Genomic DNA, 26661 nt, shown 5'->3' on the forward strand with positions numbered 1-26661 from the left:
GTGAATCGCTTCTGATTAGACTACAATAATTTTATATGAATATTATCAAACTCGATGCCACGGCGTCTACAAATACCTATTTAAGAGAGATGTTAACAACTTGTGATTTAGAAAACTTCACTGTTGTTGTTGCTGAAAATCAATTTGCAGGTAAAGGACAGCGTGGTTCTAATTGGGTATCTGAAGCAGGTAGTAACCTGACATTTAGCGTGTTGTTGAAAAGTGTGCCGGTGTCAATTCAACGTGTTTTTGATCTGAATGTTATGGTTGCCTTGGCTGTTGTACGCACCTTAAAAAAAATGTATAACCTGCCATTTTTTATCAAATGGCCGAATGACATTTTGTCCTATACAAAGAAAATCTGTGGCATACTCATTGAGAATATTATCAAGCAGCAAGGTGAAGTATTCTCTATTGTCGGAATTGGTATTAATGTTAATCAAAAGAACTTCTCTTCGATGAGTAAAGCAAGTTCTCTTTCTATTATGCTTGAAAAACAGCTAGATAAAGAAGAACTTTTGCACGCGTTATTGCAAGAATTAGCGAAGGGCTATCAGCAATTGGCAGAAGGTCAAGCTGCTCTTATGTGGCAAGAGTATAAGACTTTTTTGTTTCGAAAAGACAGTGTGTCTGCTTTTGAATTGCCTCAAGGTAGTCGCTTTAACGGAATAATAAGAGATGTGACTCCTTATGGAAAGTTAGTTGTCGAAATGGAAGACAGCTCAAACGCGGTGTTTGACTTGAAAGAAGTAAAGCTATTGTATTAGTTCAAAATAAGGATTGTCCTTACTTTGAACTACGACATTGTTTATTTTTGATGCTTTATTGAAATTGAGTTAATGCAATAGCGATGCCCAGTTGTTTCTTGTGGCCCATCAGGAAATACATGTCCTAAATGACCGTTACAATTGGAACAAACTACTTCTACACGAACCATACCGTGACTTACATCTTTATTGTAAGTGACGCTGCCCTCTACGGCTTGATCAAAAGACGGCCATCCGCAGTGGGAGTTGAACTTGGTGTTAGAATCAAATAAAACTTGACCACAACCCGAGCAAACATATTGTCCGTCCTCATAAAAATCATTGTACTCTCCTGTAAAAGGACGCTCTGTTCCTTTTTCTCTCAATACATAGAATTGCTCTGGTGTCAGTATTTCCTGCCATTCTTGCTCTGTTGTCTGTTTGTCTTTTTTCATCTTGTTGTTATTAGTTGTTTTCCTGTGTAAAATCGCGAATGCGTTCAATTACTTTTTTATCACCCAATATTTTGCGATGACCTAGACCTGCTGTTATCATCAATTGGCTAGTTGGTGCGTGTTTTTTAATTTGATAAGCCGCTTTAATCGGAACATCAACATCGTCTTCATCATGTATAATTAATAACGGAATATCTAGATGTTCTGCTGCTTTATGAACACAGTAGCTGTCCATGGAGCGGTTGAATTGCTTTTCGAAACGCGCTTTGATAATCTGTGCAATTGCTGGTTTGAGCTGAATCTGTTTCACGAAATCTTCAATTACATCTTGTACTACGTCTCCACTGCCAATGATGATTGCTTTTTTTGCTTTCAAACCATCGCGCAATGCATTGATCGTTGTCATGCCACCCAAAGAGTGTCCAACTACAAGGTCAAAAGGCCCGAATTGCTTTTCGATTTCAAAGGCAGAGGCGATGAATTCAGTCAGATTTGTTTTTGTTTTCGGTGAAAAACCGTGACCAGGAGCATCAAAACTGACAATGTCATAGCCTTGTCTGATTAAAATATTAGCAATGGTTACGAGTTGTGTCCCTCTGCCATTCCAACCGTGAATGAGCAACGCTTTTTTAGTTGCTTTTTTGTTGATCCCATATTCGTATACAACAATATCCTTTTTAATTGTATTGACATACAACTTCGTTCTTTTGCTTTTAGAAAGCATTTCTTTTTCCCTTTTAGGAGTTTTGAATTTTATGGGTGTTATAAAGAGATTCTGTGCGAATTTTGCAGCGAGTGAAAGGGAGAAAAATTGTAAAAACTTCCCTGTCCAAATGATCGATTTAGGTATTTCTAGCGAATGTTTTACCTTTTTAGAATTGTCTTGCATTATTTACCAACGTTTCGAACAAAAATACAAAATATATTGGGAGGCTTTTTTTCGCAAGGTTCTTTTTTGGTTTTTGCAGTTGTTTTTTTATTACACAGGTTCTTAAAGAGGTGGTATCTTCTTACTTGTTGTTTGATTTGACAAAAGATTAAAAAAACAAAAAAATATTTCCATTTGTTAAACATCAAAGAATAATTTTAATTTTGATAAAAAAAAGAATGAGAAAACTAGCTTTAACTTTAGGAGTGGTTCTTTTGCTAAGTGGCTGTAAAACAAATCCATTTAGTGGAAAAAGTACAATGGCTTTTGTGTCAGATGCTTCTTTGTTTCCTTCATCTTTCCAGCAGTATGGAGAGTTCTTGAAAGAAAATAAAGTCATTAAAGGAACGAAAGACGCAAAGAGAATTGAAGATATTGGAAACAAGATTCGCATAGCTGCTGAGAAGTGGTTGACGGCAAATGGTTATCCAAAATATTTAGACGATTACCGTTGGGAATATAATTTAGTTGATGACAAAGAGGTTAATGCTTGGTGTATGCCAGGGGGTAAGATTGTGTTCTTTACGGGAATATTGCCGATCTGTCAAACCGATGCTGGAATCGCTACGGTTATGGGACATGAGGTATCGCATGCTTTAGCTAATCACGGACAACAGCGTATGAGTGCTGCTATGCTACAGCAAGCAGCGGCGGTTGGCCTAGATGCAGCAACAGCAAATAGCAAAGGATCAACGAAAGAAGCCTTAGCTATGGCTTTTGGGTTGGGGAGTCAATATGGTGTAATGTTGCCATTTAGTCGCAGCAACGAAAGTGAAGCGGATAAAATTGGTTTAACCTTAATGGCTATTGCGGGATATAACCCCGATGAAGCTGTTAATTTTTGGAGCCGTATGGCAGCAAATAGCGGTGATGGAGGAGGAGGCTCGTCTTTTTTAAGTACACACCCTTCTAATCAACAACGCATTGAAGATCTAAGGAAATTGATCCCTGCTGCCAAAGCAGAAGCTGCTAAATTTGGCGTGACCTTTTAAAATATATAGAAAAAAGCTACCCACACAGGTAGCTTTTTTTTACTTTAGTGGCCTATTTAGAACCTGTAGAATGAAAAAATTTGAAAAGGGGAATGCCAAACTTTTAAATGCTTGGGCATTTTACGATTGGGCGAATTCGGTTTATCCACTAGTGATATCGTCTTCTATTTTTCCGCTGTACTATGGAATGCTATTCAGAGCCAAAGAGATAGATCAGTATACTTTTTTTGGCGTGTCTATGAATAGCGAAAGCATAATTAGCTATATCACAGCTTTAGGTTTTTTAATCATTGCTTTTATCTCTCCTCTGTTATCGGGAATCGCAGATTATTTAGGTACTAAAAAGTTCTTCATGAAGCTCTTCTGTGGTATTGGAGCTGTATCTTGCATGTTGTTGTATTTTTTTAGTTTAGATTATTTTGGACTGAGCTTATTTATCTATATGATGGGCTTAATCGGTTTTTGGGGGAGTTTAGTCTTCTATAATTCCTATTTACCTGACATCGCTTATGAAGAACAACAAGATCGCATCAGTGCTAAAGGATATGCCTTGGGATATGTGGGGAGTGTGGTGTTGTTAATTCTCAACTTAGCATTAGTGATGAATGCCGAAAAATTGGGCTTTGATAACGGACAACAAGCCATGCGAATGTCTTTTATTTTAGTAGGTGTTTGGTGGATTGTATTTAGTCAAATCACCTTTCGCAGATTGCCCGATTTTAAAAATGACAAAAAACTGTCGAAAGGAATCGTATTCAATGGTTTTAAAGAATTAAAAAAAGTCATGGTGCTCCTACAAGAACAACGCGTATTAAAACGTTATTTAGTTGCGTTCTTTGTCTATAGTATGGCTGTGCAAACCGTGATGATTATTGCTGCTTTTTTCGGTGAAAAGGAAATAGCTTGGCAAGACGATGAACAGCGTAGTATGGGGCTTATCGTCAGTATTATGTTGATTCAGCTCATTGCTATTGTCGGTGCATTTGCAACTTCTAGTCTGTCTAAGCGCATTGGCAATATATATACGCTCTGTGTTTTGAACGTGCTGTGGGTCTTTATTTGTATTTACGCCTACACCATCGTTTCTCCAAATGAGTTTTACGTTGCAGCTGCTTTTGTCGGATTGGTGATGGGAGGAATTCAGTCTCTATCGCGTTCAACTTATGCGAAGTTGTTGCCCGAAACTACAGATACAACTTCCTTTTTTAGCTTTTATGATGTAACAGAAAAAATCGGTATTGTTGTAGGAATGTCTATCTATGGGCTAATTAGTGACTTAACAGGTAAAATGCAGAATGCGATTTTATTCCTTATTCTCTTTTTTATCGTAGGTTTTTTCTTATTATTACGTGTAAACGAGAAGAAGAAATAAAAGAGAATATTTTTTGTTAATTTTTTTTTATTAAAAAAGTTTTAAAATCTATTAAAATATATATATTTGAATTTGTAATTAGAATATGAAATTATGAAGAGAATTTATTCGATATTGATGGGTATTAGCATCTTGGCTGTTGGAGGAGGATTAGTAACCTCTTGTAACAGTTCTGATAATAGCGACTTTTCAAGTGATCCAAATTATAAGGGACCAACTTTTGTTTCTCTTACTTTACCTGATACAACACGTATTGAAAAAGAAAATTTTATTGCTAGGCTAGATGTCAATGGAGAATTTACGTTGTTGCTAGATAGAATAGACAATGGAAATGAAAAATTTGAATTTAAGGTATTGCGATTCCAAGAAGGAAATTTTCCAACGAATCTAAACCCGATGACTTATCTATTGAGAACGGGAGAAGGTTCTTATGATGCATTTAGTTCTTTGGATATGATGGATCCAAAGAAAAATAATGGAATGATCAAAATTACAAAGATTGATAAAGAAGCAATGCTTGTTAGTGGGTCGTATAGTAGTTTGGTGAATCCTTCTCCTACAAATACTGCCTTATTGAGATCATTTAATATCTCAGGTGAATTTAAAAATATTCCATATAAAAGAGTAGGTGTACAAAGTGAATTTGGATTTGTTTACGCTACGTTGGATAATAGAGAAATGAAAGATCTTTTGGTGATTTCAAATCCAAAAGGTGATATCCAAAAAGGAAGAGCTGTAATTAAGGCAGAAAGTTCTTCTTTACGCAAGAGAATTATTGAAATTAGCTTTCCAAAAGAAGCGGGAGTAGGTGCATATGGTTACGATCAAGTAGACGTAGTATATACTTCAGAAAATGGAGTGAAATACTATTCTGATGCAGCGGCTAAAGATTTAGTGGGAAGTTCATTTAGAATTGAATCTATGGAGTCTAATATAGTAACAAATAGAACGACTTTTATTGGTAAGTTCTTGTTTAAATTAAAATCTAAAGAAGGAAGTGTAATTACGCTAGAGTTCGGTGATTTTAATGCAAGATTATTGATGAAAGAATCAGTAACAACTCCTAATCCTGATCCAGGTACTGGAGGTCCTATCGAATTATAATCGTGTATGAGATAAAAAAACTGACATAAGACCTTGCTTTATGCAAGGTTTTTTTATGGCATAAAGATTGAACTACTACTGTAGTATGAAACTAGTTGGTAGTTGTTTTTGTTGATTATTAGATACTTAGTGTTTTTAATGGTGATTTTAGAATGAAGACTACTGACAAAATGACGTGATATTTATAATATGGCAAACCAAAAAATAATAACATTAGATAATTTGATGCTTGATGATTTCTTAGATGGAGATTCGGAATTCATTCCTTTGTTAAGTCAAGAGGATGAAGAAGAAATGAATAATGAAGAACTCCCTTTAGAATTGGCCATCTTGCCTTTGCGTAATATGGTTTTGTTTCCAGGTGTTGTTATTCCAATAACGGCAGGAAGAGATAAATCAATTAAGTTAATTGAAGCAGCAAATAAAAAAGGCAAAAGCATTGGGGTGGTAGCACAGATCAATGAAGATACGGAAGATCCCGGTTTGAATGATATTCACCACCACGGAACAGTAGCGCGTATTATCAAAGTTCTCAAGTTGCCTGATGGAAATGTAACGGTAATTTTACAAGGTAAAAAGCGATTTGAAATCGTTGAAATGATTAGTGAAAAACCATATTTGACAGCAACAGTAAAAGAATGCGAGGAAATACGTCCTGAAGCTGAAGATCCTGAGTTTTTAGCTGTTGTGGATTCGATAAAAGAACTTGCTGTTGAAATTATCAAAGAAAATCCCAATATTCCTACAGAGGCTTCTTTTGCAGTGAAGAATATTGAAAGCAATTCTTTCTTAATTAATTTTGTTTCATCAAATCTCAATCTAACAGTAGAAGATAAACAAAAATTATTGCATATCAATAATTTAAAAGAACGCGCGTATGAAACGCTGCGTCTGATGAATGTTGAATTGCAAAAATTACAGCTGAAAAATACCATTCAGTCAAAGGTGCGTATTGATCTCGATCAACAACAAAAAGAGTACTTCCTTCATCAACAAATGAAAACAATCCAAGAGGAATTGGGTGGCTTTTCAAATGAAGAGGAATTTGAAGACATGCGCAAAAAAGCCAAAGATAAAAAATGGAGTAAAGAGGTGCGCGAGCGTTTTGACAAGGAATTGATGAAATGGCAACGCATGAATCCACAGGTAGCTGAATTTGGTATTCAACGCAATTACCTCGAACTTTTACTTGAGTTACCTTGGCAAAAATATTCAGATGATAAATTTGATCTAAAACGCTCTCAAAAGATTTTAGATAAAGATCATTACGGAATTGAAGACGTAAAGAAAAGAGTGTTAGAGCACATGGCTGTTTTGAAACTGCGCAATGACTTGAAAGCTCCTATTTTGTGTTTATATGGACCTCCAGGTGTGGGTAAAACTTCCATCGGGAAGTCAATTGCCAAAGCATTGGGACGTGAATATGTGCGTATTTCATTAGGTGGATTACGCGATGAAGCGGAAATTAGAGGACACAGAAAAACATATATCGGTGCGATGCCTGGACGTATCATTCAGAGTTTGAAAAAAGCCGGAACATCGAATCCTGTTTTCTTATTAGATGAAATTGATAAACTATCGGTGAGTAATAATGGAGATCCCTCTTCTGCTTTACTTGAAGTATTGGATCCAGAACAAAACAGCGATTTTTATGACAACTTCCTTGAAATGGGATATGATTTGTCTAAAGTGATGTTTATTGCTACTTCAAATAGCTTATCAACAATTCAACCTGCATTGAGAGATCGTATGGAAATCATTGAAATGACAGGGTATACGATTGAAGAAAAAGTAGAAATTGGGCGACAACATTTATTGCCAAAACAAATAGAAGAACACGGACTTACAGCGAAGGATTTAGTGATCGGTAAAAAACAAATGGAGTTTATCGTAACACATTATACGCGCGAGTCTGGAGTACGTGGATTAAACAAGCAGCTGGCTCATGTGGCTAGAGGTATTGCAAAAAACATTGTTTTAGAGGAAGAGTTTAATCCAAAAGTAACGGAAGAAGATATTCGAAAAATATTAGGTACTCCTCGATTTGAGGCTGATAAATACGAGAATAACGATGTTGCTGGTGTAGTTACAGGTTTGGCTTGGACAAGCGTTGGAGGAGATATTTTGTATATTGAATCTATTATTTCTAAAGGTAAAGGTGGATTGAGTATCACCGGAAATTTAGGAACCGTGATGAAAGAATCAGCGACAATTGCGTTGGAATATATCAAAGCACATGCTGACGAATGGGGAATTGCCCCAGATGTATTTGAGCAATATAAAATTCATATTCACGTTCCTGAAGGAGCTACACCAAAAGATGGACCAAGTGCGGGTATTACTATGTTGACGTCTATGGTTTCTTCGTTCACTCAACGAAAAGTGAAGAAAAATTTAGCGATGACAGGAGAAATTACCCTAAGAGGAAAAGTATTGCCTGTTGGTGGTATTAAAGAAAAAATATTGGCGGCAAAACGCGCTAATATCAAAGAAATTATCTTGTGTAAAGAGAATAGAAAAGATATTGAAGAAATTAAAGAAGACTATGTAAAAGGCCTGACCTTCCATTATGTTGATCGTATGGATGAAGTGTTGAAAATAGCACTTTTAGACGAAAAAGTTAAAAAAGCAAAACAGTTCAGCATAGAGAAAGCCTAACCATTCATAAACGGAATAAACAAGAGAAAGCAGTAGTAAATTATTTATTACTGCTTTTTTTTTATCAATGATCTTCAAGATCACCAACGATCAACCAACACTTCCTTTTTTATAATTGTTTTTGAAAATGTAATATATTAGCGACGTAATACAAATGTCTCATGAAGAATTCAATATCGTGGATAGGCCTGACCGTGATCTGCTTGCTATCGTGTAAAACCTATAGCCAAGTAGGGGCTGATTATACCTATCAGTTTTTGAATTTACCTTCTTCACCCATTCAGGCTGCTCTTGGAGGAAAAAACTTTGCTTCTTCCACTAAAGTGAGTCAAGCCTTTTTGAATCCTGCCGTGATCAATGAAGAGATGAACAACCAATTAGAAGCTAGCTTTAGCCGCGTGTATGGAGCAGCTAATTACGGCTCTTTAGGGTATTCTAAGACCTTTCGATCCAAGCACAATCTCTTTGTAGGAGTTAATTATCTCAACTATGGCGACATGGAAGGATATGATGAGTTTGGTAGCTATACAGGTAGTTTTCAGGGGAATGAAGTGGCTCTTACAATGGGATCTTCCTATCAAATAGAGCAATCGGATTGGCATGTTGGAGCAAATGTAAAATTTGTTTTTTCGTCTTTGGAGTCATATCAATCTATTGGTGCGGCTATTGACTTAGGGGTGCTCTATAGAGACGAAATTGGTCAATGGGATTTTGCCTTCACCGCCCGTAATTTGGGGGCTCAGCTAAAAACCTATGCAGATTATAGAGAAAAATTACCATTAGATGTCGCAATTTCTGTTTCGAAAGAATTAGAAAACGTACCTTTGCGTTGGCACATTACAATAGATAATTTACAACAATGGGATTTGTCCTTTTCAAACCCCAATAGAGGGACTACGTCTATAGACGAAGAATTTAAAGAAGAAAAGGTCAGTTTTTTTAATAATGCCCTTAGGCATTTTATTGTTGGAGTAGAACTTTTTCCTAGAAAGAAGTTCCAAGTCCGTTTGGGCTATAACTTCCGAAAAGGAGAAGAATTGCGAATTGTTGATAATAGACATTTCGCAGGAATCTCTGCGGGAGTTGGTTTGCAACTCAAACGCTTTAAATTCGACTATTCTTATGCACGCCAAACCACAGCAGCAAACACAAGTATGTTTGGTGTTCGTTTTGATATGAATTAATTGTAAATTTTTCAAATTTGAAAAAGATAACTATAGCAATTGACGGTTTTTCTTCTACAGGAAAAAGTACGTTAGCAAAAGCACTGGCCAAGTCATTAGGTTATATCTATATTGACACGGGTGCAATGTATCGTGCAGTGACACTTTTTGCCATGCGCAAAGGACTGATCTCAACTAAAAGTTTTGATCAAGCTCGATTAGTCGAACTGTTAGATACCTTTGATGTTCACTTTGAATACAATGTGTCTAAAGGGTATGCCGATATTTATTTAAATCAAGAAAATGTAGAAGAGCTCATCCGTACACTCGAAGTGTCGCAATTTGTAAGTCAAATCGCCGCTGTATCGGAAGTGAGAAGAAAATTAGTTGAACAACAGCAAAACCTAGGTAAAGCGAAAGGTGTTGTCATGGATGGTAGGGATATTGGAACCGTAGTTTTTCCTGATGCAGAGCTGAAAATTTTCATGACGGCTTCACCCGAAATTCGAGCAGAAAGACGCTTTAAAGAATTAAAAGAAAAGAATAGCAATGTTGAGTACGAAGAAGTTTTTCGAAATGTAGTGGAAAGAGATAAAATCGATACCGCTAGAGAAGACTCTCCTTTAGTAAAAGCAGCAGATGCTGTTGAAATTGATAATTCTAATTTATCAAGAGAAGAGCAATTTGATTTAATCCTCCAATTAGTAAAAGAAAGAATTTAAAAATGATGGACGGAAATAATCAAGAAGGAAATCCCAATGCTGTTTATTTCCATACACGATACACAATAGAATTATGAATGTGAAATTAAAACTAACGTTTATGAACTTCCTCGAATTTGCTGTTTGGGGAGCTTATTTAACGTCAATGGGAAACTATTTAGGATCTATAGGATTAGGACCTAAAATTGGCTCGTTTTATGCTATGCAGGGAATTGTGTCTATATTCATGCCTGCAATCATGGGAATCGTAGCGGATCGCTGGATTCCAGTACAACGTTTATTAGGAATCAATCACTTGCTAGCAGCCCTTTTTATGTTTGCTACAGGGTATTATGGTTATGTTTCGGGAGAAAATGTAGATTTTACTACCATTTTTACCTTGTATACCATTAGTGTGGCTTTCTTTATGCCAACGATTGCGCTTTCCAATTCTACAGCTTATACGGTGTTAAAACAAAATCAATTGGATGTAATTAAAGCCTTTCCACCTATTCGAACATTCGGAACTATTGGCTTTATCATTGCCATGTTGTTTGTAAACTTCTTTGGGTATACGGACGGGACACTCGGTTTTAACTTCAGTAGTAGTCCTGATTTTATTAGTTTTCAACAAGATTACCACCAGTTTTACGTATCCGGATTTTTAGGTGTTGTCCTGTTTCTATACAGTTTTGCTTTACCTAATTGTCCTGTAAATAAATCAAAGGAAAAACGCTCCTTGGCTGATGCCTTTGGATTAAAAGCATTTGCTTTATTCAAGCAAAAGAAAATGGCGATTTTCTTTATATTCTCTATGTTATTAGGGGTGTCGCTGCAGATCACCAATGGATATGCCAATCCTTTCATCACAACGTTTAAAAAGATTCCTGAATACGCAGATACTTGGGGAGCAAGTAATGCTAATGCCTTAATATCGCTTTCTCAAATTTCAGAAACCCTGTGCATCTTGTTGATTCCTTTCTTCTTGAAGCGCTTTGGTATTAAAGTGGTGATGTTGATGTCGATGATTGCTTGGGTATTGCGCTTTGGATTATTCGGATTAGGAGATCCTGGAAATGGCGTGTGGATGTTTATCTTATCCATGATCGTTTATGGAATAGCTTTTGACTTCTTCAATGTATCAGGGTCTTTATATGTAGATAATGAAACCAGTGAAGATATTCGCTCATCTGCTCAAGGGGTATTCATGATGATGACCAACGGATTTGGCGCAACCATCGGAATGTTCTTGGCTCAAGCCGTAGTAAATCACTATGTATATAGTCAGGAAGATTTGGTACTACAAGTAGAAGGATGGCGACATTCGTGGATCATCTTCGCCCTGTTCTCTTTAGTGGTGACGATTTTATTTGCGATTGTCTTCAAATACAAACACAAACCGGAAGATGTAGAACATCTTTCGCATTAATAAAAAAAAGCAGTAGATTTCTTTCTACTGCTTTTTTCGTTTTTAACTAAAGTAGTTTCTATAACTGTTAACAGTAAACTAATTCCCGATCATCTTCTTCGGATCTACCCAAAGGTCAAAATCCTCTGGTGTCACATAGCCCAAGCGAACTGCTTCCTCTTTAAGCGTTGTACCATTGGCATGAGCCGTTTGTGCAATCTCAGCTGCTTTGTAATAACCTATTTTGGTATTGAGGGCCGTAACCAGCATTAATGAATTGTCTACTAATTCTTGAATGCGTTTGTGATTAGGTTCAATGCCTTGTGCACAGTGTTCATCAAAAGACACACAAGCATCCCCAATTAATTTAGCTGATTGAATAAAATTAGCCGCCATCACGGGTTTGAATACATTCAATTCATATTGCCCTTGAGTACCACTAAAGGAAATCGTTACATCATTCCCCAATACTTGAGCGGCCACCATCGTTAATGCCTCACATTGGGTTGGATTTACTTTACCTGGCATGATAGAAGATCCTGGTTCATTCGCAGGGATGATAATCTCACCAATTCCTGAGCGAGGACCAGAAGCTAACATACGAACATCATTGGCAATTTTATAGAGAGAAACAGCCAACTGCTTTAAAGCACCATGTGTTTCTACAATCGCATCATGCGCTGCTAGCGCTTCGAATTTATTAGGTGCCGTTACAAAAGGTAACTTTGTAAAGTCAGCAATGTGTTTAGCAACTACCACGTCGTAATTTACGGGTGTGTTTAATCCCGTACCAACAGCCGTTCCCCCCAAAGCCAATTCCGCTAAGTGAGGCAACGTATTTTGGAGCGCTTTTAGGCCGTGTTCCAACTGAGCGACATAACCTGAAATTTCTTGTCCTAACGTTAATGGAGTCGCATCCATTAAGTGCGTACGCCCAATTTTTACCACGTCTTTGTATTCCTTTGCTTTTGCCGCTAACGTATTTTTTAATTGCGTTACACCCGGAATCGTTGATTCAATTACAGCTTTATATGCTGCAATGTGCATAGCCGTAGGGTAGGTGTCATTGGAAGATTGTGATTTGTTGACATCGTCATTGGCTTTCAATACAGGTTCTCCTTCGCCAATGCCAAATCCTGCCAATACTTGTGCGCGATTAGCAATCACCTCATTGACATTCATATTCGATTGCGTACCCGAACCCGTTTGCCAAATAACCAAAGGAAACTGATCGTCTAATTTTCCTGCAACAATCTCATCACACACTTGTGCAATGGCATCTCGTTTCTCCTGACTCAATACCTGTAAATCAAAATTGGCATAAGCAGCAGCTTTTTTTAAATAAGCAAAAGCCTCAATAATTTCATGGGGCATCGATGCTTCAGGGCCAATTTTAAAATTATTTCTCGAACGCTCTGTCTGTGCTCCCCAATACTTGTCTTTGGGAACTTGAACTTCTCCAATGGTGTCTTTTTCTATTCTATAGTCCATGATGTGATTTGTATTTAAAATTACCTTAAAGGTACTGAATTATTTAGTTTGATTCTAAAGAAGAGGTAAAATAAAATGGGAGGTATTGTCATATCGAGAAAAGAATGTATATTTGGGACGTATACAAAAAAATCCGGAATAAAATGTTTGAATTTCAACAGTATTTAGGTTTCATCGTAGCCATGACCGTTATTACAATGGCGTTTTGGCTTTTGATATTCTTAATTGGTTTCGCTTGCTACTGGGCAACTGGAGGCGCAATGGAGTTATTAAAAGAGAAGAAAGCTAAAAAACAACAGTTAGAAGAAAGTCAAATGTAGAATTTGATTTTACGAGATAAAAGAGGTTATGTGATGCATAGCCTCTTTTTTTGTTTATAGGTATCGGTGAGGTGTTTGATGTTTGAATATGTCAAAATAAAAGCGATCTCCTTTTAAATAAGACGATGAAATGTTAGGCGTTTGAATATCTTAAAACAAGAGGACTTTTTTAATCGATTTTCATACTCAAAAAATAACATTCAACTTATTGCTTAAAACAAGAAGTGACCATAGATAACCCTTCCTTAATATGAATCAAATATACCTTCATGGACTCATCTTAAACGAACGACGTCTCGTCCTACTATAACTGTGCAACCCTACGTACTAATACTACTCTTTATTGTAGCGTTTTTCAAAAAAATAGTGCAAGCTTATACCAATTATTACTATCCTTTATTAATGAAATTAAGGTTTAAAAAACAGTCAGCAATATTTAGGGATGTTCAACAACAGACAACGAACAACCCACAACAAACCTCTCTCTCCAATACCACCAAATAACATTTTCTTAAAAAGACAACCAATTACTTAACATAACAAGTAAAACCACCACACAATCATAACGATATAGAAACACAATTTCATAGGGGTAAGGGTAAGTTTGCTTAAAATTATTCAACGTTATCATTATGAAACTAAAGTACCTATTATTCTTTTTTACATTTTGTTTTGCTTTAGCCTTACAAGCACAAACAGGAGAAAAAAAATTCGGAATCGTATCAGGAAGAGTGATCGATGCAACAGATAAAAGCTCATTACCTGGTGCAGCCGTAATTTTAAATAAAGGAAAACAATACACCATTAGTAATACCAACGGTTATTTTGAATTTTTAAATATTCCTGTTGGGCAATATACCTTAGCTGTCAGTTATATCGGGTATGCTCCTATTGAACGAGAAGTAGAAGTAACCGCAGGAAACAATACAGTTGTAAACTTAGACTTATCTACAGATGTACAAACCTTAGAGGGAATTGTCATCATAGGTGATCGACTAAAGGGACAAGCAAAAGCACTGAACCAGCAGAAGAACAATGCCAATGTAACCAATGTTATTTCTGCAGATCAAGTAGGGCGTTTTCCAGATTCTAATATTGGAGATGCACTAAAACGAGTACCGGGAATTACCATGCAAAACGACCAAGGAGAAGCGCGTAATATCGTAATAAGAGGATTGGCATCAAGTTTAAATTCAGTGACGTTAAATGGAGATCGAATTCCTTCAGCAGAGGGAGATAACCGCAATGTGCAGATGGATTTAATTCCTTCGGATATGATTTCTTCCATTGAAGTAAATAAAACCTTAACGCCAGATATGGATGCAGATGCAATTGGAGGTTCGGTTGACTTAATCACGCGTGCATCACCCTATGGAGAGCGTATCTCTGCAACAGTGGCAGGAGGATATAATCCAATTAGAGAAAAGGGAAATTACATTGGGAGTTTCGTTTATGGCAATCGATTTTTAGATTCTAAATTCGGAATGATTTTAAGTGGATCTTATAACAGCAATAACTTCGGCTCTGATAACGTAGAGGCGGTGTGGGCACAAGACGACCATGGCAATACTTATATCAATCAATATGACATTAGAAAATACGATGTACAACGTGTAAGACGTAGTTTTTCTGGTGCGTTTGACTACAAGATTAACGATAATCACACGATTTATGCGAGTGCCATGTACAATTGGAGAGATGATAGAGAAAATCGTTATCGTGTTCGTTATAGAGGAATTACTCCTGAGTATGATGCGGACAATAACATCATCGGGTATAAAGGAGATATTCGAAGAGAAACAAAAGGAGGAATCGACAACAATCGCAATAAGAATGCACGTTTAGAAGATCAACGTGTGCAAAATTACGCCTTGAGTGGAGAACACTTGTGGTCGAGTAATTTAGATATGGACTGGTCTGTGAATTATGCTCGTGCATCAGAAGATAGACCAGGAGAGCGTTATCTAGACTTTCAAAATAAGAAAGTAGCGATGATAGAAGATTTATCGAATGGCGATTTTCCTTTGATAACCGCTGCAAAAGATACACCAGAAAATTTTAGCTTTAGAAAAGCAACAGAAAATCACAACTTTACAAAAGACAGCGAGTTTGGAGCTAAATTGAATTTTAGAATTCCCTTCTCTGTGATCGAAGATCAAAAAGGGCGTTTGCGCTTTGGTGCACGTTTGCGCTTAAAAGACAAGAAACGCGACAATATGTTCTATGAATATACGCCAATTGCTCCAAATGCCATTGGAGGATTAGCAGAAGTGCCTAACAGTTTTTATGATGGAGCAAATTTTCAAGCAGGAAGTAGATATGTTCCAGGATATTTTGCCTCTAAACAATATGTAGGAGGATTGGATTTAAACAATGCTAGTTTATTTGAAAAAGAAGCTAAACCAGAAGAGTATTTGGCATTAAATTACAAAGCAAAAGAAAAAGTTTATGCAGGATACATTCGTTGGGATCAGGATTTTAACGATAAACTATCGATGATCGTTGGAGCTCGTGTAGAGCATACGAGTATTGATTACACTGGAAACCACATCGTAGATGAAAGTGATTTAGTAGGTGAAGTAAACAATACAAATAGCTATACGAATGTAATGCCAAGCTTGACATTTAAATATCAAACAGATAGCGATTGGATTTATAGAGCTGCATTTACAACTGCTCTAGCAAGACCTGACTATTATGCATTAGCACCTTATATTAGCGTGGTGTCTCAAGACAACGTTATTGCTGCTGGAAATCCAGATTTGAAAGCAACGTATGCCTATAATTTTGATTTAATGGCAGAAAAATACTTTCAGTCTGTTGGGATGTTCTCTGCGGGAGTGTTTTACAAAAATTTAAATGACTTCATCTATACGTATCGTTCTGAATCATTTAACCAAGATAATTTTAATGCAGCTTTCCCAGATCAAGTAAATCCAATTAAAGCGGGTGAGAACTGGAAGTTTACTCAACAACGCAATGGAGATCAAGTGAATTTGTTTGGTGTTGAGGTTGCATTTCAAAGACAATTAGATTTTATTCCAGGTAAATTCTTCAAAGGATTGGGAATCTATGTAAACTATACCTATACGCATTCAGAAGCTAAAGGAATTACCAATGCCGCTGGAGAATTGAGAAAAAATATGGAATTACCAGGATCAGCACCTCATATGTTTAATGGATCGCTATCATGGGAAAATGAACGCTTCTCTGCGCGTATCTCCATGAACTATGCTTCAGATTACTTAGATGCTTTAGGAGGAAATAGCTTTGAAGATATGTACTATGACAAGCAATTGTTTGTAGATGCGAATGCTTCTTATAAAATCACCTCATATTTACGTGTATTCGCTGAAGCAAATAACTTAACCAATCAACCGTTGAGATACTATCAAGGGGTAAGCAATCGCGTAATGCAAATGGAATACTACCAACCGAAATTTACGTTGGGCATTAAATTTGATTTATAAAAATTAATTATACACCATAAAAAATACAGCGAATAGTTTTATTGGCTGTATTTTTTGTCATAAATAAGACATGAAGAAAATACTATATACCTTCTTATTACTTAGTTTAACAGGAATAGCACAAGCTCAAACACCATTTGAATACGAAAAGAGCACGGGATATTCTGGAGAGAATATTCCAAGCTTAAAATTTCAAGATGACAGTTTTAATTTCGTGGTTTTAGGCGATTTTGGACGTGTAGGGGATTACTATCAAAAGGACGTCGCACGCGCCATGGGGAATGCCATGGTAGTTCTTGATGGGGAATTTGTCGTTTCAGTGGGAGATAATTTCTATCCCAATGGCGTAGCGAGTACACAAGATTATCATTGGATTTCTTCTTTTGAGCAAGTGTATACCAATCCTGCACTCTATGCAGATTGGTATGTAGCCCTAGGGAATCACGATTACTTGGGAAATGTACAAGCACAAATAGATTATACACAAGTGAGCAGACGATGGAATATGCCTGACCGCTATTACAGTAAAACCTTTAAATTAGAGAATGGAAAAAAACTGTTGTTGGTAGTGATGGATACAAATCCGTTTATTGATAGTTATCAAAAAAGTGCAAAGTACAGCGATTTAAGAGAACAAGATACGGCCAAGCAAATGCAATGGCTTGAGGAAACGCTCAGTCAAACAGCAGAGGATGTACAATGGAAAATTGTTGTTGGGCATCATCCCATGTACAGTGGAGGAAAGCGAAAAACAAATAAAGACACGCAAGGGTTTGAACAAAAATTTGCCGATCTTTTTGATCGTCATCGCGTAGATGCTTATATCTGTGGACATGAACACGATTTGCAAATTATTAAACCAAAACAGCGTTACACCACACAGTTCTTGTCAGGGGCTGCAAGTGAAGTTCGCCCGTCGGGAACGATGGAACACACGCTTTTTTCAGCTGCAGAACCTGGGTTTATGACCTTCACAATCGCAGGAGAGGTGCTAACTGTTCAGGTAGTAAAAGCAGATGAAAAAATGACAGAAGTAATCTATACCCATACCATTCAAAAGAAAAAATAATGAAAAAGATATCTCTATACTTGTTACTTAGTTTAGCTGTACTAACCAGCTGTAAAGATAAATTGGCCCCTGTTTCGCCTGATGCCATTCAACCTGTAGTGGTGACAGAACAAACTGTTTTTGATACGGATGATCCTGCAATTTGGATCAATAAAAAGGATCAAACTAAAAGTTTGGTTATAGGAACTGATAAAGAAAATGGAGGCGGACTATATGCCTATGATTTACAAGGAAAAATTGTTCGTCAATTCGTCGACATGGCACGTCCGAATAACGTGGATATCGCGTATGATTTTCCCTATGGTGAAGGGGTAATAGACGTGGCAGTAGTAACTGAGCGCAATGCCAATGCTATCCGCATTTTTAAGTTACCAGAGCTAGTACCTATAGATGGAGGAGGATTGAAGGTGTTTGAAGGAGAAGCTACAGAAGAGTACAATGAACCGATGGGAATCGCTTTGTATGAAAAAGAAGAGGGAGATACCAAGGTGTTTTATGCGATTGTAGGACGTAAAAATGGACCTGCTCAAGACTACTTGTGGCAATACACGTATCAAACTCATGCGGACGGAAAGGTAGCGCTACAATTGGTGCGAAAGTTTGGTGCTTATAGCGGAAAGAAAGAAATTGAAGCCATTGCAGTTGATCGAGAATTAGGCTATGTGTACTATTCTGATGAGGTAGAAGGGGTGCGAAAATATTACGCAGATCCAGTAAAAGGAAATCAAGAATTGGCCTTTTTTGCACAAACTGATGCGAAGCGCGATCACGAAGGTATTGCGATTTACAAAAAAGATGCAACAACAGGATATTTGGTTGTTTCCAATCAACAAGACAATTCAATCTTGATTTATCCTAGAGAAGGAGAAGCGAATAATCCACATGAACATCGATTAATTACAACGATTCCAGTCGCAGCAATTGAATGCGATGGATTGGAGATTACAGCCCGTGGACTTGATCCGAGATTTCCGCAGGGGATGTTAGTGATGATGAGCAACGGCAAAGTATTTCATTACTACGATTGGACGAAGATTCAAGAAAAAATTGATCAAGCAAAAAAGAAATAAACTCAACATAAAAAAAGACATCTCTCGGGATGTCTTTTTTTATGTTGAGGTGTTGAGGTGTTGAGGTGTTGAGAGGTTGAGGTGTTGAGAGGGTGAGGCGTTGAGAGGGTGAGGCGTTGAGAGGGTGAGGCGTTGAGACGTAAAAATATCTTCTGGCATTTCTGCCCCCTTCAAAATAAAGTTTTTCAACCTAGAGGAAAGAAAATCAACTTCCTTTTTTGTATCTTTAAGAATTATCAAAAAGAAAAAACACCATGAGTTATACAGAAAAAATGTTGCCACCAACGGCATTAAAAGATAAAGTAGTTATTGTAACAGGAGGAGGAAGTGGCTTGGGACGATCTATGTCAGCTTACTTCATGGAAATTGGAGCTAAGGTAGTCATCACTTCTCGAGATTTAGATAAATTACAACAAACGGCCAAAGAACTGGAAGAACAAACAGGAGGAGAGTGTTTTCCTGTAAGCTGTGATGTGAGACATTACGAGCAAGTGGAACAGATGTTACAAGCCGTATTGGATAAATGGGGCAAGGTCGATGTTCTACTCAACAATGCAGCGGGTAATTTTATTTCTCCCACAGAGCGCTTATCTTCTAATGCGTTTGATACTATTGTAGATATTGTCTTAAAAGGAACGAAAAACTGTACGCTAGTTTTGGGAAAACACTGGATCGAACAAAAACAACGCAATACAGTTGTGTTGAATATTACAACAACTTACGCTTGGACTGGTTCGGCTTATGTTGTGCCATCATCTGTTGCGAAAGCGGGGGTATTGGCCATGACGAGAAGCTTGGCTGTAGAATGGGCGAAGTATGGCATGCGTTTCAACGCGATTGCTCCTGGACCTTTCCCTACTAAAGGTGCTTGGGACCGACTACTACCAGGTGACTTAAAAGAAAAGTTTGACCTAACCAAGAAAATTCCATTGCGCAGAGTCGGTGAGCATCAAGAGTTAGCCAATTTAGCAGCCTATTTGATTTCTGATTTCTCGAGCTATATCAACGGAGAAGTAATCACAATAGATGGAGGAGAGTGGTTGCAAGGCGCAGGTGAATTTAATATGTTAGATCAAGTTCCCGAAGCGATGTGGGATATGTTAGAAGCAAATATTCGCAAGAAATAAGATAAAATTAGTAAAGGGTATTCTTTTGTATAATAAGAGATTACCCTTTTTTTAAGGAAAAGTTATCGATTGAGAATGTTAATAAAATAGATTTTATATACAGATAAATAATTGTATTTTTACCACTCAAAAACTATTTGATATAAGAAAATGGGGAAAATTATAGCTGTTGCCAATCAGAAGGGTGGAGTAGGTAAAACTACTACTTCTGTAAATTTAGCTGCTTCATTAGGAGCGCTGGAAAAAAAGGTATTGTTAATCGATGCCGACCCTCAAGCTAATGCTACTTCCGGTTTAGGTGTAGATGTGGAAGCTGTGGAAATTGGTACTTATGAAGTACTGGAACACAGTTGTACTCCTGCCGATGCTGTTGTAGCCTGTACAGCCCCCAATGTATATTTAATTCCTGCACATATTGACTTAGTCGCAATCGAAATTGAACTAGTTGATAAGAAAAACAGAGAATACATGCTGAAAGAAGCCTTGCAATCAATTAAAAATCACTATGATTACATCATCATTGATTGTGCACCTTCTTTAGGACTGTTAACCTTAAATGCCTTAACAGCTGCAGACTCTGTTATTATCCCTATTCAATGTGAGTATTTCGCTCTGGAAGGACTAGGGAAATTGTTGAATACAATCAAAAGTGTACAGCGCATTCACAATCCAAAATTGGATATTGAAGGACTGTTATTAACGATGTATGATTCGCGTTTACGCTTGTCTAACCAAGTAGTAGAAGAGGTACAAAAACACTTTAATGACATGGTTTTTGATACCATTATTCAGCGAAATGTAAAATTGAGTGAAGCACCGAGTTTCGGTGAAAGTATCATAAATTACGACGCAACAAGTAAAGGTGCTACAAATTATATTAATTTAGCGGAGGAAATAGTAAAAAAGAATCACTAAAAAATAGGAGAGGAAAGATAAACTATGGCAAAAGCAATAAAAAAACAAGCTTTAGGAAGAGGATTGTCGGCGTTGTTAAAAGATCCGGAAAACGATATTAAATCGATTGACGATACCAATGCAGACAAAGTTGTGGGGAATATCATCGAATTGGATTTAGAAGCAATTGAAATAAATCCTTTTCAGCCTCGTACCAATTTTAATGAAGAATCACTACAAGAATTAGCGAGTAGTATTCGCGAGCTTGGTGTGATTCAACCAATTACCGTTCGTAAGATTGACTTTAATAAGTATCAGTTAATTTCGGGGGAAAGAAGGTTAAGAGCTTCTAAAATTGCTGGTTTATCAACGATTCCTGCTTATATTCGCATTGCAAACGACAATGATTCGCTTGTAATGGCGTTGGTGGAGAACATTCAACGTCATGATTTAGACCCAATCGAAATTGCGATGTCTTATCAGCGTTTGATGGAGGAGATTAGCTTAACACAAGAACAAGTAAGTGATCGCGTAGGAAAAAAGCGATCTACGATTGCAAACTATCTTCGACTGTTGAGGTTAGACCCTATCATTCAAACGGGGATTCGAGATGGTTTTATTACGATGGGACACGGAAGAGCTATTATTACTATTGACGATTTAGACGTACAAACGGATATCTACCACAAAATTATTGTCGAAAACTTATCGGTTCGCGAAACAGAAATGCTAGTAAAGAACTATCAAGAAGGAGATAAAAAAGAGGTCAATACAAAAGCGCAGCCGAAGGCTCAACCTGCTGTTCCAGAAACATACAGACAATCATTTGGTAAGTTTTTTGGCGCTAAGGTTGATATTAAAGCAAACCACAATGGAAAAGGAAAAATTACAATTCCCTTTTACTCAGAAGAAGATTTAGAGCGTATTATCAAACTTTTAGACAAGTAGTGAGAAGTAAATTATTGTTGATAATGATTTTCAGTATGCTTTTTCAAGTTGCTAGTTTTGCACAAGAAGAAGAAATACTAGAGAAAGAAAGTAAAAACGAAAAACGAAAAAAAGAGGCTGCATACAAACCTCTTGATCCTGTCGCACCCTCTCGTGCCGCATTCTATACCTCAATTGTTCCCGGTTTAGGACAGATTTATAACAAAAAATATTGGAAGGTTCCCTTGGTTTATGCCGGAATTGGTGTCCCTATATACTTTTGGGCAGATAACCAACGCAATTATGACCGCTATCGCAATGAGTATAAGAACAGATTACAAGGTAAAATAGATCAAACAGATCCAACACTTGCGGGATTAGATGAACAACGTTTATTAGACGGACAAAATTTCTACCGAAAAAATAGAGACTTATCTGTGGTAATCGCTGTTGGATTTTATGTGTTAAGTATTGTTGATGCCAATGTTGATGCGCATTTGATGCAATTCAATGTCAATGAAAACCTGACGATTCAACCCGTTATCGAATTTGATCAAAAAAGCTTGATGCAACAGCAACAGGTTCAATATGCGATTAATGTACAATATCGCTTTTAAATCAAAGTAAACTTATGAATATTGCACTATTAGGTTATGGCAAAATGGGTAAAATCATTGAGCGTATAGCCATTGAAAGAGGACATGCTGTAGTCTATACAAAACAGAGAAATCAAGAAACCGGAAATTTAGCCACTGCGGATGTAGCCATTGACTTTAGTGTGCCATCTGTTGCAGTAGATAATATAAAACAAGCGTTAAGCGTTGGAGTACCTGTAGTAAGTGGTACAACTGGATGGTTGAATCAATATGAAGAGGTTGTCGCTTTTTGTAAGGAAAAAGAACAAGCTTTTTTATATGGTTCAAATTTTAGTTTGGGAGTGAATATCTTTTTTGAATTAAATGATTACCTCGCAAAAATGATGCATAACTTAGAACAATATACCGTAGCAATGCAAGAAGTGCACCATACAGAAAAATTAGATGCTCCAAGTGGAACGGCTATTACTTTAGCTGAAGGAATTATTGCGAATTCTTCCTATACTAGCTGGACCTTAGACGCACAACCTACAGCAGAACAAATTCACATCGATGCCGTACGAGAAGATAAGGTACCTGGTACGCATACAGTGAGATATGACTCGTCAATTGATCAAATTGAGATTAAACACACAGCACATAACCGAGAGGGATTTGCTCTTGGGGCGGTTATTGCTGCAGAATGGATAAAAGATAAAAAAGGTATTTTCTCAATGAAAGATGTACTTAATTTGAAAAAATAAGTAAATTGGGGTTTTAAAAATAAAGAAGTATGACACTAACACAATGGTTTATTTTTTTCTTGCTGATTCAAGTAGTTCACTTTTTAGGAACGTGGAAGCTATATGTAAAAGCAGGTAGAAAAGCTTGGGAAGCGGCTGTTCCTGTATATAATGGAGTAGTATTAATGAAGATTATCAATCGCCCTTGGTGGTGGGTAATCCTGTTGTTTATTCCAATTGTAAACCTTATTATGTTTCCTGTAGTTTGGGTGGAAATATTGAGAAGTTTTGGAAAAAAATCAACGGTAGATACCATTTTAGGTGTTGTTACACTTGGATTGTATGTCGCTTATGTAAATTATGCAGGAGATGTAAAATATCGCGAAAATCGATCACTTAAACCTGAAACAGAAACAGGAGAATTTGTTAGTTCTATTTTATTTGCGGTAGTCGTTGCTACAGTAATTCATACTTATGCGATTCAACCGTATACGATTCCAACTTCTTCTTTAGAAAAAACATTATTAGTAGGAGATTTTTTATTTGTAAGTAAATTTCACTACGGAGCGAGAACACCTATGACAACAGTGGCGCTGCCTATGGTACATGATACCATTCCATTTACTTCGCGTAAATCCTATTTAAATAAACCGCATTTACCGTATTTTAGATTACCAGGCTTTCAAAAAGTACAACACAACGACATTGTGGTGTTCAACTGGCCAGTAGATACAATATATAAGTTTAATGATCCAGTACGACGTCCAGGTGTAATCAAGCCGATCGACAAAAAAACCAATTATGTCAAACGTGCGGTGGGTCTACCAGGTGAGAACTTATCTGTAAAAGACGGGGTAGTTTTCATTAATGATAAAGAATTACAACTCAATGATAGAGCAAAAGTTCAGTACAGCTATTTGGTTGAAACGGATGGAACCTTAGATTTGAGAAAAATCATTAACGATCGAAAAATTAGTGATTTTGTGACCTATCTTGATCGTCCACATTATGGGATTTATTTTAGATCATTGACAAATGATGATGTTGCATACTTAAAGACGTTCAGTGGAGTAAAAGGGATACATAAAAGTCCTGGTGCAGAACAACTTCTTGGGATGAAAACACCAAGTGGTTTTATTTTTCCACACAACCAACCAACCTGGACAGAATCGAACTTAGGTCCTATTCACATTCCTGCTGAAGGTGAGACAATCACATTAAATGAAGATAATCTACCCATGTATAAACGCGCAATACGCGTATATGAAGGGAATGAACTTGACGTGAAAGACGGACAAATCTATATCAACGGACAAGCAACCAATCAATATACCTTCAAGCAAAACTACTACTTCATGATGGGAGACAACCGAGATAACTCGGAAGATAGTAGAATGTGGGGATTTGTTCCTGAAGATCACATCGTCGGAAAGCCTGTATTTGTTTGGATGAGCTTAGATCAAGCTATTCCTTGGTCGAAAGCCTTAGATAAAATACGTTGGGATCGCATGTTTATCACTGTTAATGGAAATGGAGAACAAGTCTCTTACTTTCCTTATTTTGTAGTGATCTTAGTGGGCTGGGGTGGTTATAGTTTATATAAGAGAAGAAGAGATAAAAAGAATTCTAAGTTTTAGTAATGACCAATACAATTTTACTACATCCGACTTATTTTCCTTCAATAAGTCACTATGTAGCGATGGCGCAAGCAGAGGAAATTGTTTTTGAAGTGAATGATAATTTTCAAAAACAGACCAATAGAAATAGAATGTATATTCACAGTGCCAATGGCATGCAACTGTTGAATATTCCCATCAAGCATACCAAAGAAGGCGTAAATCAAAGGTTTAAAGATGTTGAAATTGAATATGCCTTCGGATGGCAGAAGCAACATTTTAAAAGCTTAGAAGCAGCTTATCGAACTTCTCCTTATTTTGAGTATTTCGAAGATGATATTCGCCCTGTGTTTGAGAAACACCACAAGTATATGTTAGATTTGAATTTAGAAATTCACGAAATCATTACAGCGTGTTTGGGTGTAACGTGGAAGACTAGTCAAACGGAAGAGTACCTCAAAGAAGTTCCTGAAGGAATAATGGATTTGAGATCTTTGGCCAACGGAAAGAAAGACGAAAATCAATTCGAAACCTATGTTCAAGTATTCGATGATAAGAATGGATTTTTAAACAATCTCAGTATTTTAGACTTGTTATTTAATGAAGGACGAAATGCAGTGAATTATTTAAAAAATCAGCAAATAAGATAATAAAAAAACACCCTATACAGGGTGTTTTTTTTTATGGTTATATCTTTCAAGAACAAAAAAATCCCCTCACATCGTAGGGGATTTTTATATTATTCTCTTGTTGATTTTTCGTATAATTTTAACTCGAAAACTAGATCTGTATTTGGAGGAATAGGACCTACTCCGCGTTCTCCATAAGCTAAGTGAGCAGGAATGAAGATAATAGCAGTATCTCCGAAGTTCATTTGTTCAATACCTTCAATAAATCCAGGGATTAATCCTGTTTTAGCTCCGAATTTGAATGGAATAGGTTGGTAACCATTCATGTCAGCTCTGCGTTGATCAAAGGTGTCAAATGATTTTAAAATTGACTCAATACTCGAATCAAACAACATTCCATTTTCAAAGAATCCCGCGTAGTCAACATATACTTCTTGGCTGATCGCTGGTTTTTTACCTTGTCCTTGTTCTGTGATTACATAAGCTAATCCTGAATCTAATACTTTCGCTTTGCTCTTTAAATCTGTGAATTTAGCAGCATAAGATTCTTGAACTTTATTCATGTTCTCTTCTTTCTCTTTTTTAGCTTTGGCAGCCTCTTCAAAATACGTTTTGAACACTTTTACTGCGTCAAATTTCTTCGCATTTTTCCCTTGACGAATGATTTTTACACTTTCGATTACATCGTCTTTTTGAATGCTATTTACTACATCCATTCCTTTTATTGTATAGCCAAAAACAGAGTGTCTATTATCTAAAAAAGGAGTAGGTTTATGTGTGATGAAAAATTGACTTCCGTTAGTGAATGGTCCACCATTTGCCATAGATAATGTTCCGGGTTTGTCATGTGTTAATTCTGGAGAAAACTCATCTTGAAAAACATAACCTGGCCCACCAGCACCAGTACCTGTTGGATCACCTGCTTGGACAACGAAATCCTTCTCCACACGGTGAAATTTGATTCCATCGTAGTATTGTTTTCCTTTATATTGCTCATCGACAAAAGGGTTTTTTCCCTCTGCTAAACTCACGAAGTTTGCCACAGTAATTGGCGCTTTTTCATAAGCTAGTTCAACGATAATATTACCTTTGTTGGTTTTAATGTCTGCATACAATCCATCAGGTAAATCTGACTTCTGTGTAGTACAAGCTGACACTAAAGCGACTAAACTTAAAATTAAACTCGTCATTTTTTTCATTTTT

The 26661-nt window shown here is 36.8% G+C and carries 23 protein-coding genes; 19 read left to right on the plus strand and 4 right to left on the minus strand.

Annotation, left to right across the window (positions count from 1 at the left end):
* Positions 1 to 35 precede the first annotated feature (35 nt).
* On the plus strand, positions 36 to 767 hold the full coding sequence (locus H4K33_RS03140) for a biotin--[acetyl-CoA-carboxylase] ligase (RefSeq protein ID WP_182647048.1): 732 nt from the start codon (positions 36 to 38) through the stop codon (positions 765 to 767).
* 41 nt (positions 768 to 808) lie between these two features.
* Here H4K33_RS03140 and msrB read toward each other — a convergent pair whose 3' ends face one another.
* Together msrB and H4K33_RS03150 are read right to left on the minus strand one after the other, a co-directional pair.
* Positions 809 to 1201 carry a peptide-methionine (R)-S-oxide reductase MsrB gene (msrB, locus tag H4K33_RS03145; protein WP_182647049.1) on the minus strand — a complete coding sequence of 131 codons (393 nt, stop codon included), beginning with the start codon at positions 1199 to 1201 and terminating at the stop codon, positions 809 to 811.
* 10 nt (positions 1202 to 1211) lie between these two features.
* Positions 1212 to 2090, minus strand: a complete 879-nt coding sequence (locus H4K33_RS03150) for an alpha/beta fold hydrolase (RefSeq protein ID WP_182647050.1) — start codon at positions 2088 to 2090, stop codon at positions 1212 to 1214.
* 218 nt (positions 2091 to 2308) lie between these two features.
* Between H4K33_RS03150 and H4K33_RS03155 the strand changes: the two genes are divergently transcribed.
* The 7 genes from H4K33_RS03155 to H4K33_RS03185 all read left to right on the plus strand — a co-directional run bounded on the left by H4K33_RS03155 (position 2309) and on the right by H4K33_RS03185 (position 11548).
* Positions 2309 to 3121: a M48 family metallopeptidase gene (locus H4K33_RS03155; protein ID WP_182647051.1), complete on the plus strand. Its 813-nt coding sequence runs from the start codon at positions 2309 to 2311 to the stop codon at positions 3119 to 3121.
* Positions 3122 to 3191: 70 nt separating this feature from the next.
* A complete protein-coding gene (locus H4K33_RS03160; protein ID WP_182647052.1) occupies positions 3192 to 4493 on the plus strand; it encodes an MFS transporter in 1302 nt (433 codons plus the stop codon).
* A gap of 93 nt (positions 4494 to 4586) precedes the next feature.
* Positions 4587 to 5597, plus strand: coding sequence for a hypothetical protein (locus H4K33_RS03165; RefSeq protein WP_182647053.1), 1011 nt, complete (start codon positions 4587 to 4589; stop codon positions 5595 to 5597).
* 189 nt (positions 5598 to 5786) lie between these two features.
* Positions 5787 to 8255 (plus strand): endopeptidase La, encoded by a 2469-nt coding sequence (gene lon / locus H4K33_RS03170; RefSeq protein WP_182647054.1) that lies wholly within the window; start codon positions 5787 to 5789, stop codon positions 8253 to 8255.
* A 161-nt stretch (positions 8256 to 8416) separates the two neighbouring features.
* Positions 8417 to 9439, plus strand: coding sequence for a type IX secretion system protein PorQ (gene porQ, locus H4K33_RS03175; RefSeq protein WP_182647055.1), 1023 nt, complete (start codon positions 8417 to 8419; stop codon positions 9437 to 9439).
* A gap of 17 nt (positions 9440 to 9456) precedes the next feature.
* On the plus strand, positions 9457 to 10140 hold the full coding sequence (gene cmk, locus H4K33_RS03180) for a (d)CMP kinase (protein ID WP_182647056.1): 684 nt from the start codon (positions 9457 to 9459) through the stop codon (positions 10138 to 10140).
* A gap of 73 nt (positions 10141 to 10213) precedes the next feature.
* Positions 10214 to 11548: an MFS transporter gene (locus H4K33_RS03185; protein WP_182647057.1), complete on the plus strand. Its 1335-nt coding sequence runs from the start codon at positions 10214 to 10216 to the stop codon at positions 11546 to 11548.
* A gap of 78 nt (positions 11549 to 11626) precedes the next feature.
* On the opposite strand, the gene fumC is transcribed toward H4K33_RS03185, so the two are convergent.
* Positions 11627 to 13018, minus strand: coding sequence for a class II fumarate hydratase (fumC, locus tag H4K33_RS03190; RefSeq protein ID WP_182647058.1), 1392 nt, complete (start codon positions 13016 to 13018; stop codon positions 11627 to 11629).
* Positions 13019 to 13161: 143 nt separating this feature from the next.
* On the opposite strand from fumC, the gene H4K33_RS03195 reads away from it, so the two are divergent.
* The 11 genes from H4K33_RS03195 (at position 13162) to H4K33_RS03245 (ending at position 25479) form a co-directional block, all read left to right on the plus strand.
* Positions 13162 to 13338 (plus strand): hypothetical protein, encoded by a 177-nt coding sequence (locus H4K33_RS03195; protein ID WP_172462211.1) that lies wholly within the window; start codon positions 13162 to 13164, stop codon positions 13336 to 13338.
* A gap of 632 nt (positions 13339 to 13970) precedes the next feature.
* Positions 13971 to 16808 carry a TonB-dependent receptor gene (locus H4K33_RS03200; RefSeq protein ID WP_182647059.1) on the plus strand — a complete coding sequence of 946 codons (2838 nt, stop codon included), beginning with the start codon at positions 13971 to 13973 and terminating at the stop codon, positions 16806 to 16808.
* A gap of 70 nt (positions 16809 to 16878) precedes the next feature.
* A complete protein-coding gene (locus H4K33_RS03205; RefSeq protein WP_182647060.1) occupies positions 16879 to 17877 on the plus strand; it encodes a metallophosphoesterase in 999 nt (332 codons plus the stop codon).
* On the plus strand, positions 17877 to 18947 hold the full coding sequence (locus H4K33_RS03210; protein ID WP_182647061.1) for a phytase: 1071 nt from the start codon (positions 17877 to 17879) through the stop codon (positions 18945 to 18947). The genes H4K33_RS03205 and H4K33_RS03210 overlap by 1 nt, the downstream gene beginning before the upstream one ends.
* 254 nt (positions 18948 to 19201) lie before the next feature.
* Positions 19202 to 20074, plus strand: coding sequence for an SDR family oxidoreductase (locus H4K33_RS03215; protein ID WP_182647062.1), 873 nt, complete (start codon positions 19202 to 19204; stop codon positions 20072 to 20074).
* A 150-nt stretch (positions 20075 to 20224) separates the two neighbouring features.
* Complete coding sequence (locus H4K33_RS03220) at positions 20225 to 20989, plus strand: ParA family protein (RefSeq protein ID WP_182647063.1); 765 nt, start codon at positions 20225 to 20227, stop codon at positions 20987 to 20989.
* A gap of 24 nt (positions 20990 to 21013) precedes the next feature.
* The gene (locus tag H4K33_RS03225; protein ID WP_182647064.1) at positions 21014 to 21916 is read left to right on the plus strand and encodes a ParB/RepB/Spo0J family partition protein; all 903 of its coding nucleotides are present in this window, start codon (positions 21014 to 21016) and stop codon (positions 21914 to 21916) included.
* Between the two features lie 23 nt (positions 21917 to 21939).
* The gene (locus H4K33_RS03230; RefSeq protein WP_182647065.1) at positions 21940 to 22512 is read left to right on the plus strand and encodes a DUF5683 domain-containing protein; all 573 of its coding nucleotides are present in this window, start codon (positions 21940 to 21942) and stop codon (positions 22510 to 22512) included.
* Positions 22513 to 22526: 14 nt separating this feature from the next.
* The gene (gene dapB / locus H4K33_RS03235; protein ID WP_182647066.1) at positions 22527 to 23234 is read left to right on the plus strand and encodes a 4-hydroxy-tetrahydrodipicolinate reductase; all 708 of its coding nucleotides are present in this window, start codon (positions 22527 to 22529) and stop codon (positions 23232 to 23234) included.
* 29 nt (positions 23235 to 23263) lie between these two features.
* Positions 23264 to 24850 (plus strand): signal peptidase I, encoded by a 1587-nt coding sequence (lepB, locus tag H4K33_RS03240; RefSeq protein WP_182647067.1) that lies wholly within the window; start codon positions 23264 to 23266, stop codon positions 24848 to 24850.
* Positions 24851 to 24852: 2 nt separating this feature from the next.
* Entirely contained in the window at positions 24853 to 25479 is a 627-nt protein-coding gene (locus tag H4K33_RS03245) for a WbqC family protein (protein ID WP_182647068.1), read from the plus strand.
* An 89-nt stretch (positions 25480 to 25568) separates the two neighbouring features.
* On the opposite strand, the gene H4K33_RS03250 is transcribed toward H4K33_RS03245, so the two are convergent.
* A complete protein-coding gene (locus H4K33_RS03250; protein ID WP_182647069.1) occupies positions 25569 to 26657 on the minus strand; it encodes a peptidylprolyl isomerase in 1089 nt (362 codons plus the stop codon).
* Positions 26658 to 26661: the final 4 nt, after the last annotated feature.

Source organism: Myroides sp. WP-1 (assembly GCF_014145635.1).
In the GTDB taxonomy this organism is placed as follows: domain Bacteria; phylum Bacteroidota; class Bacteroidia; order Flavobacteriales; family Flavobacteriaceae; genus Flavobacterium.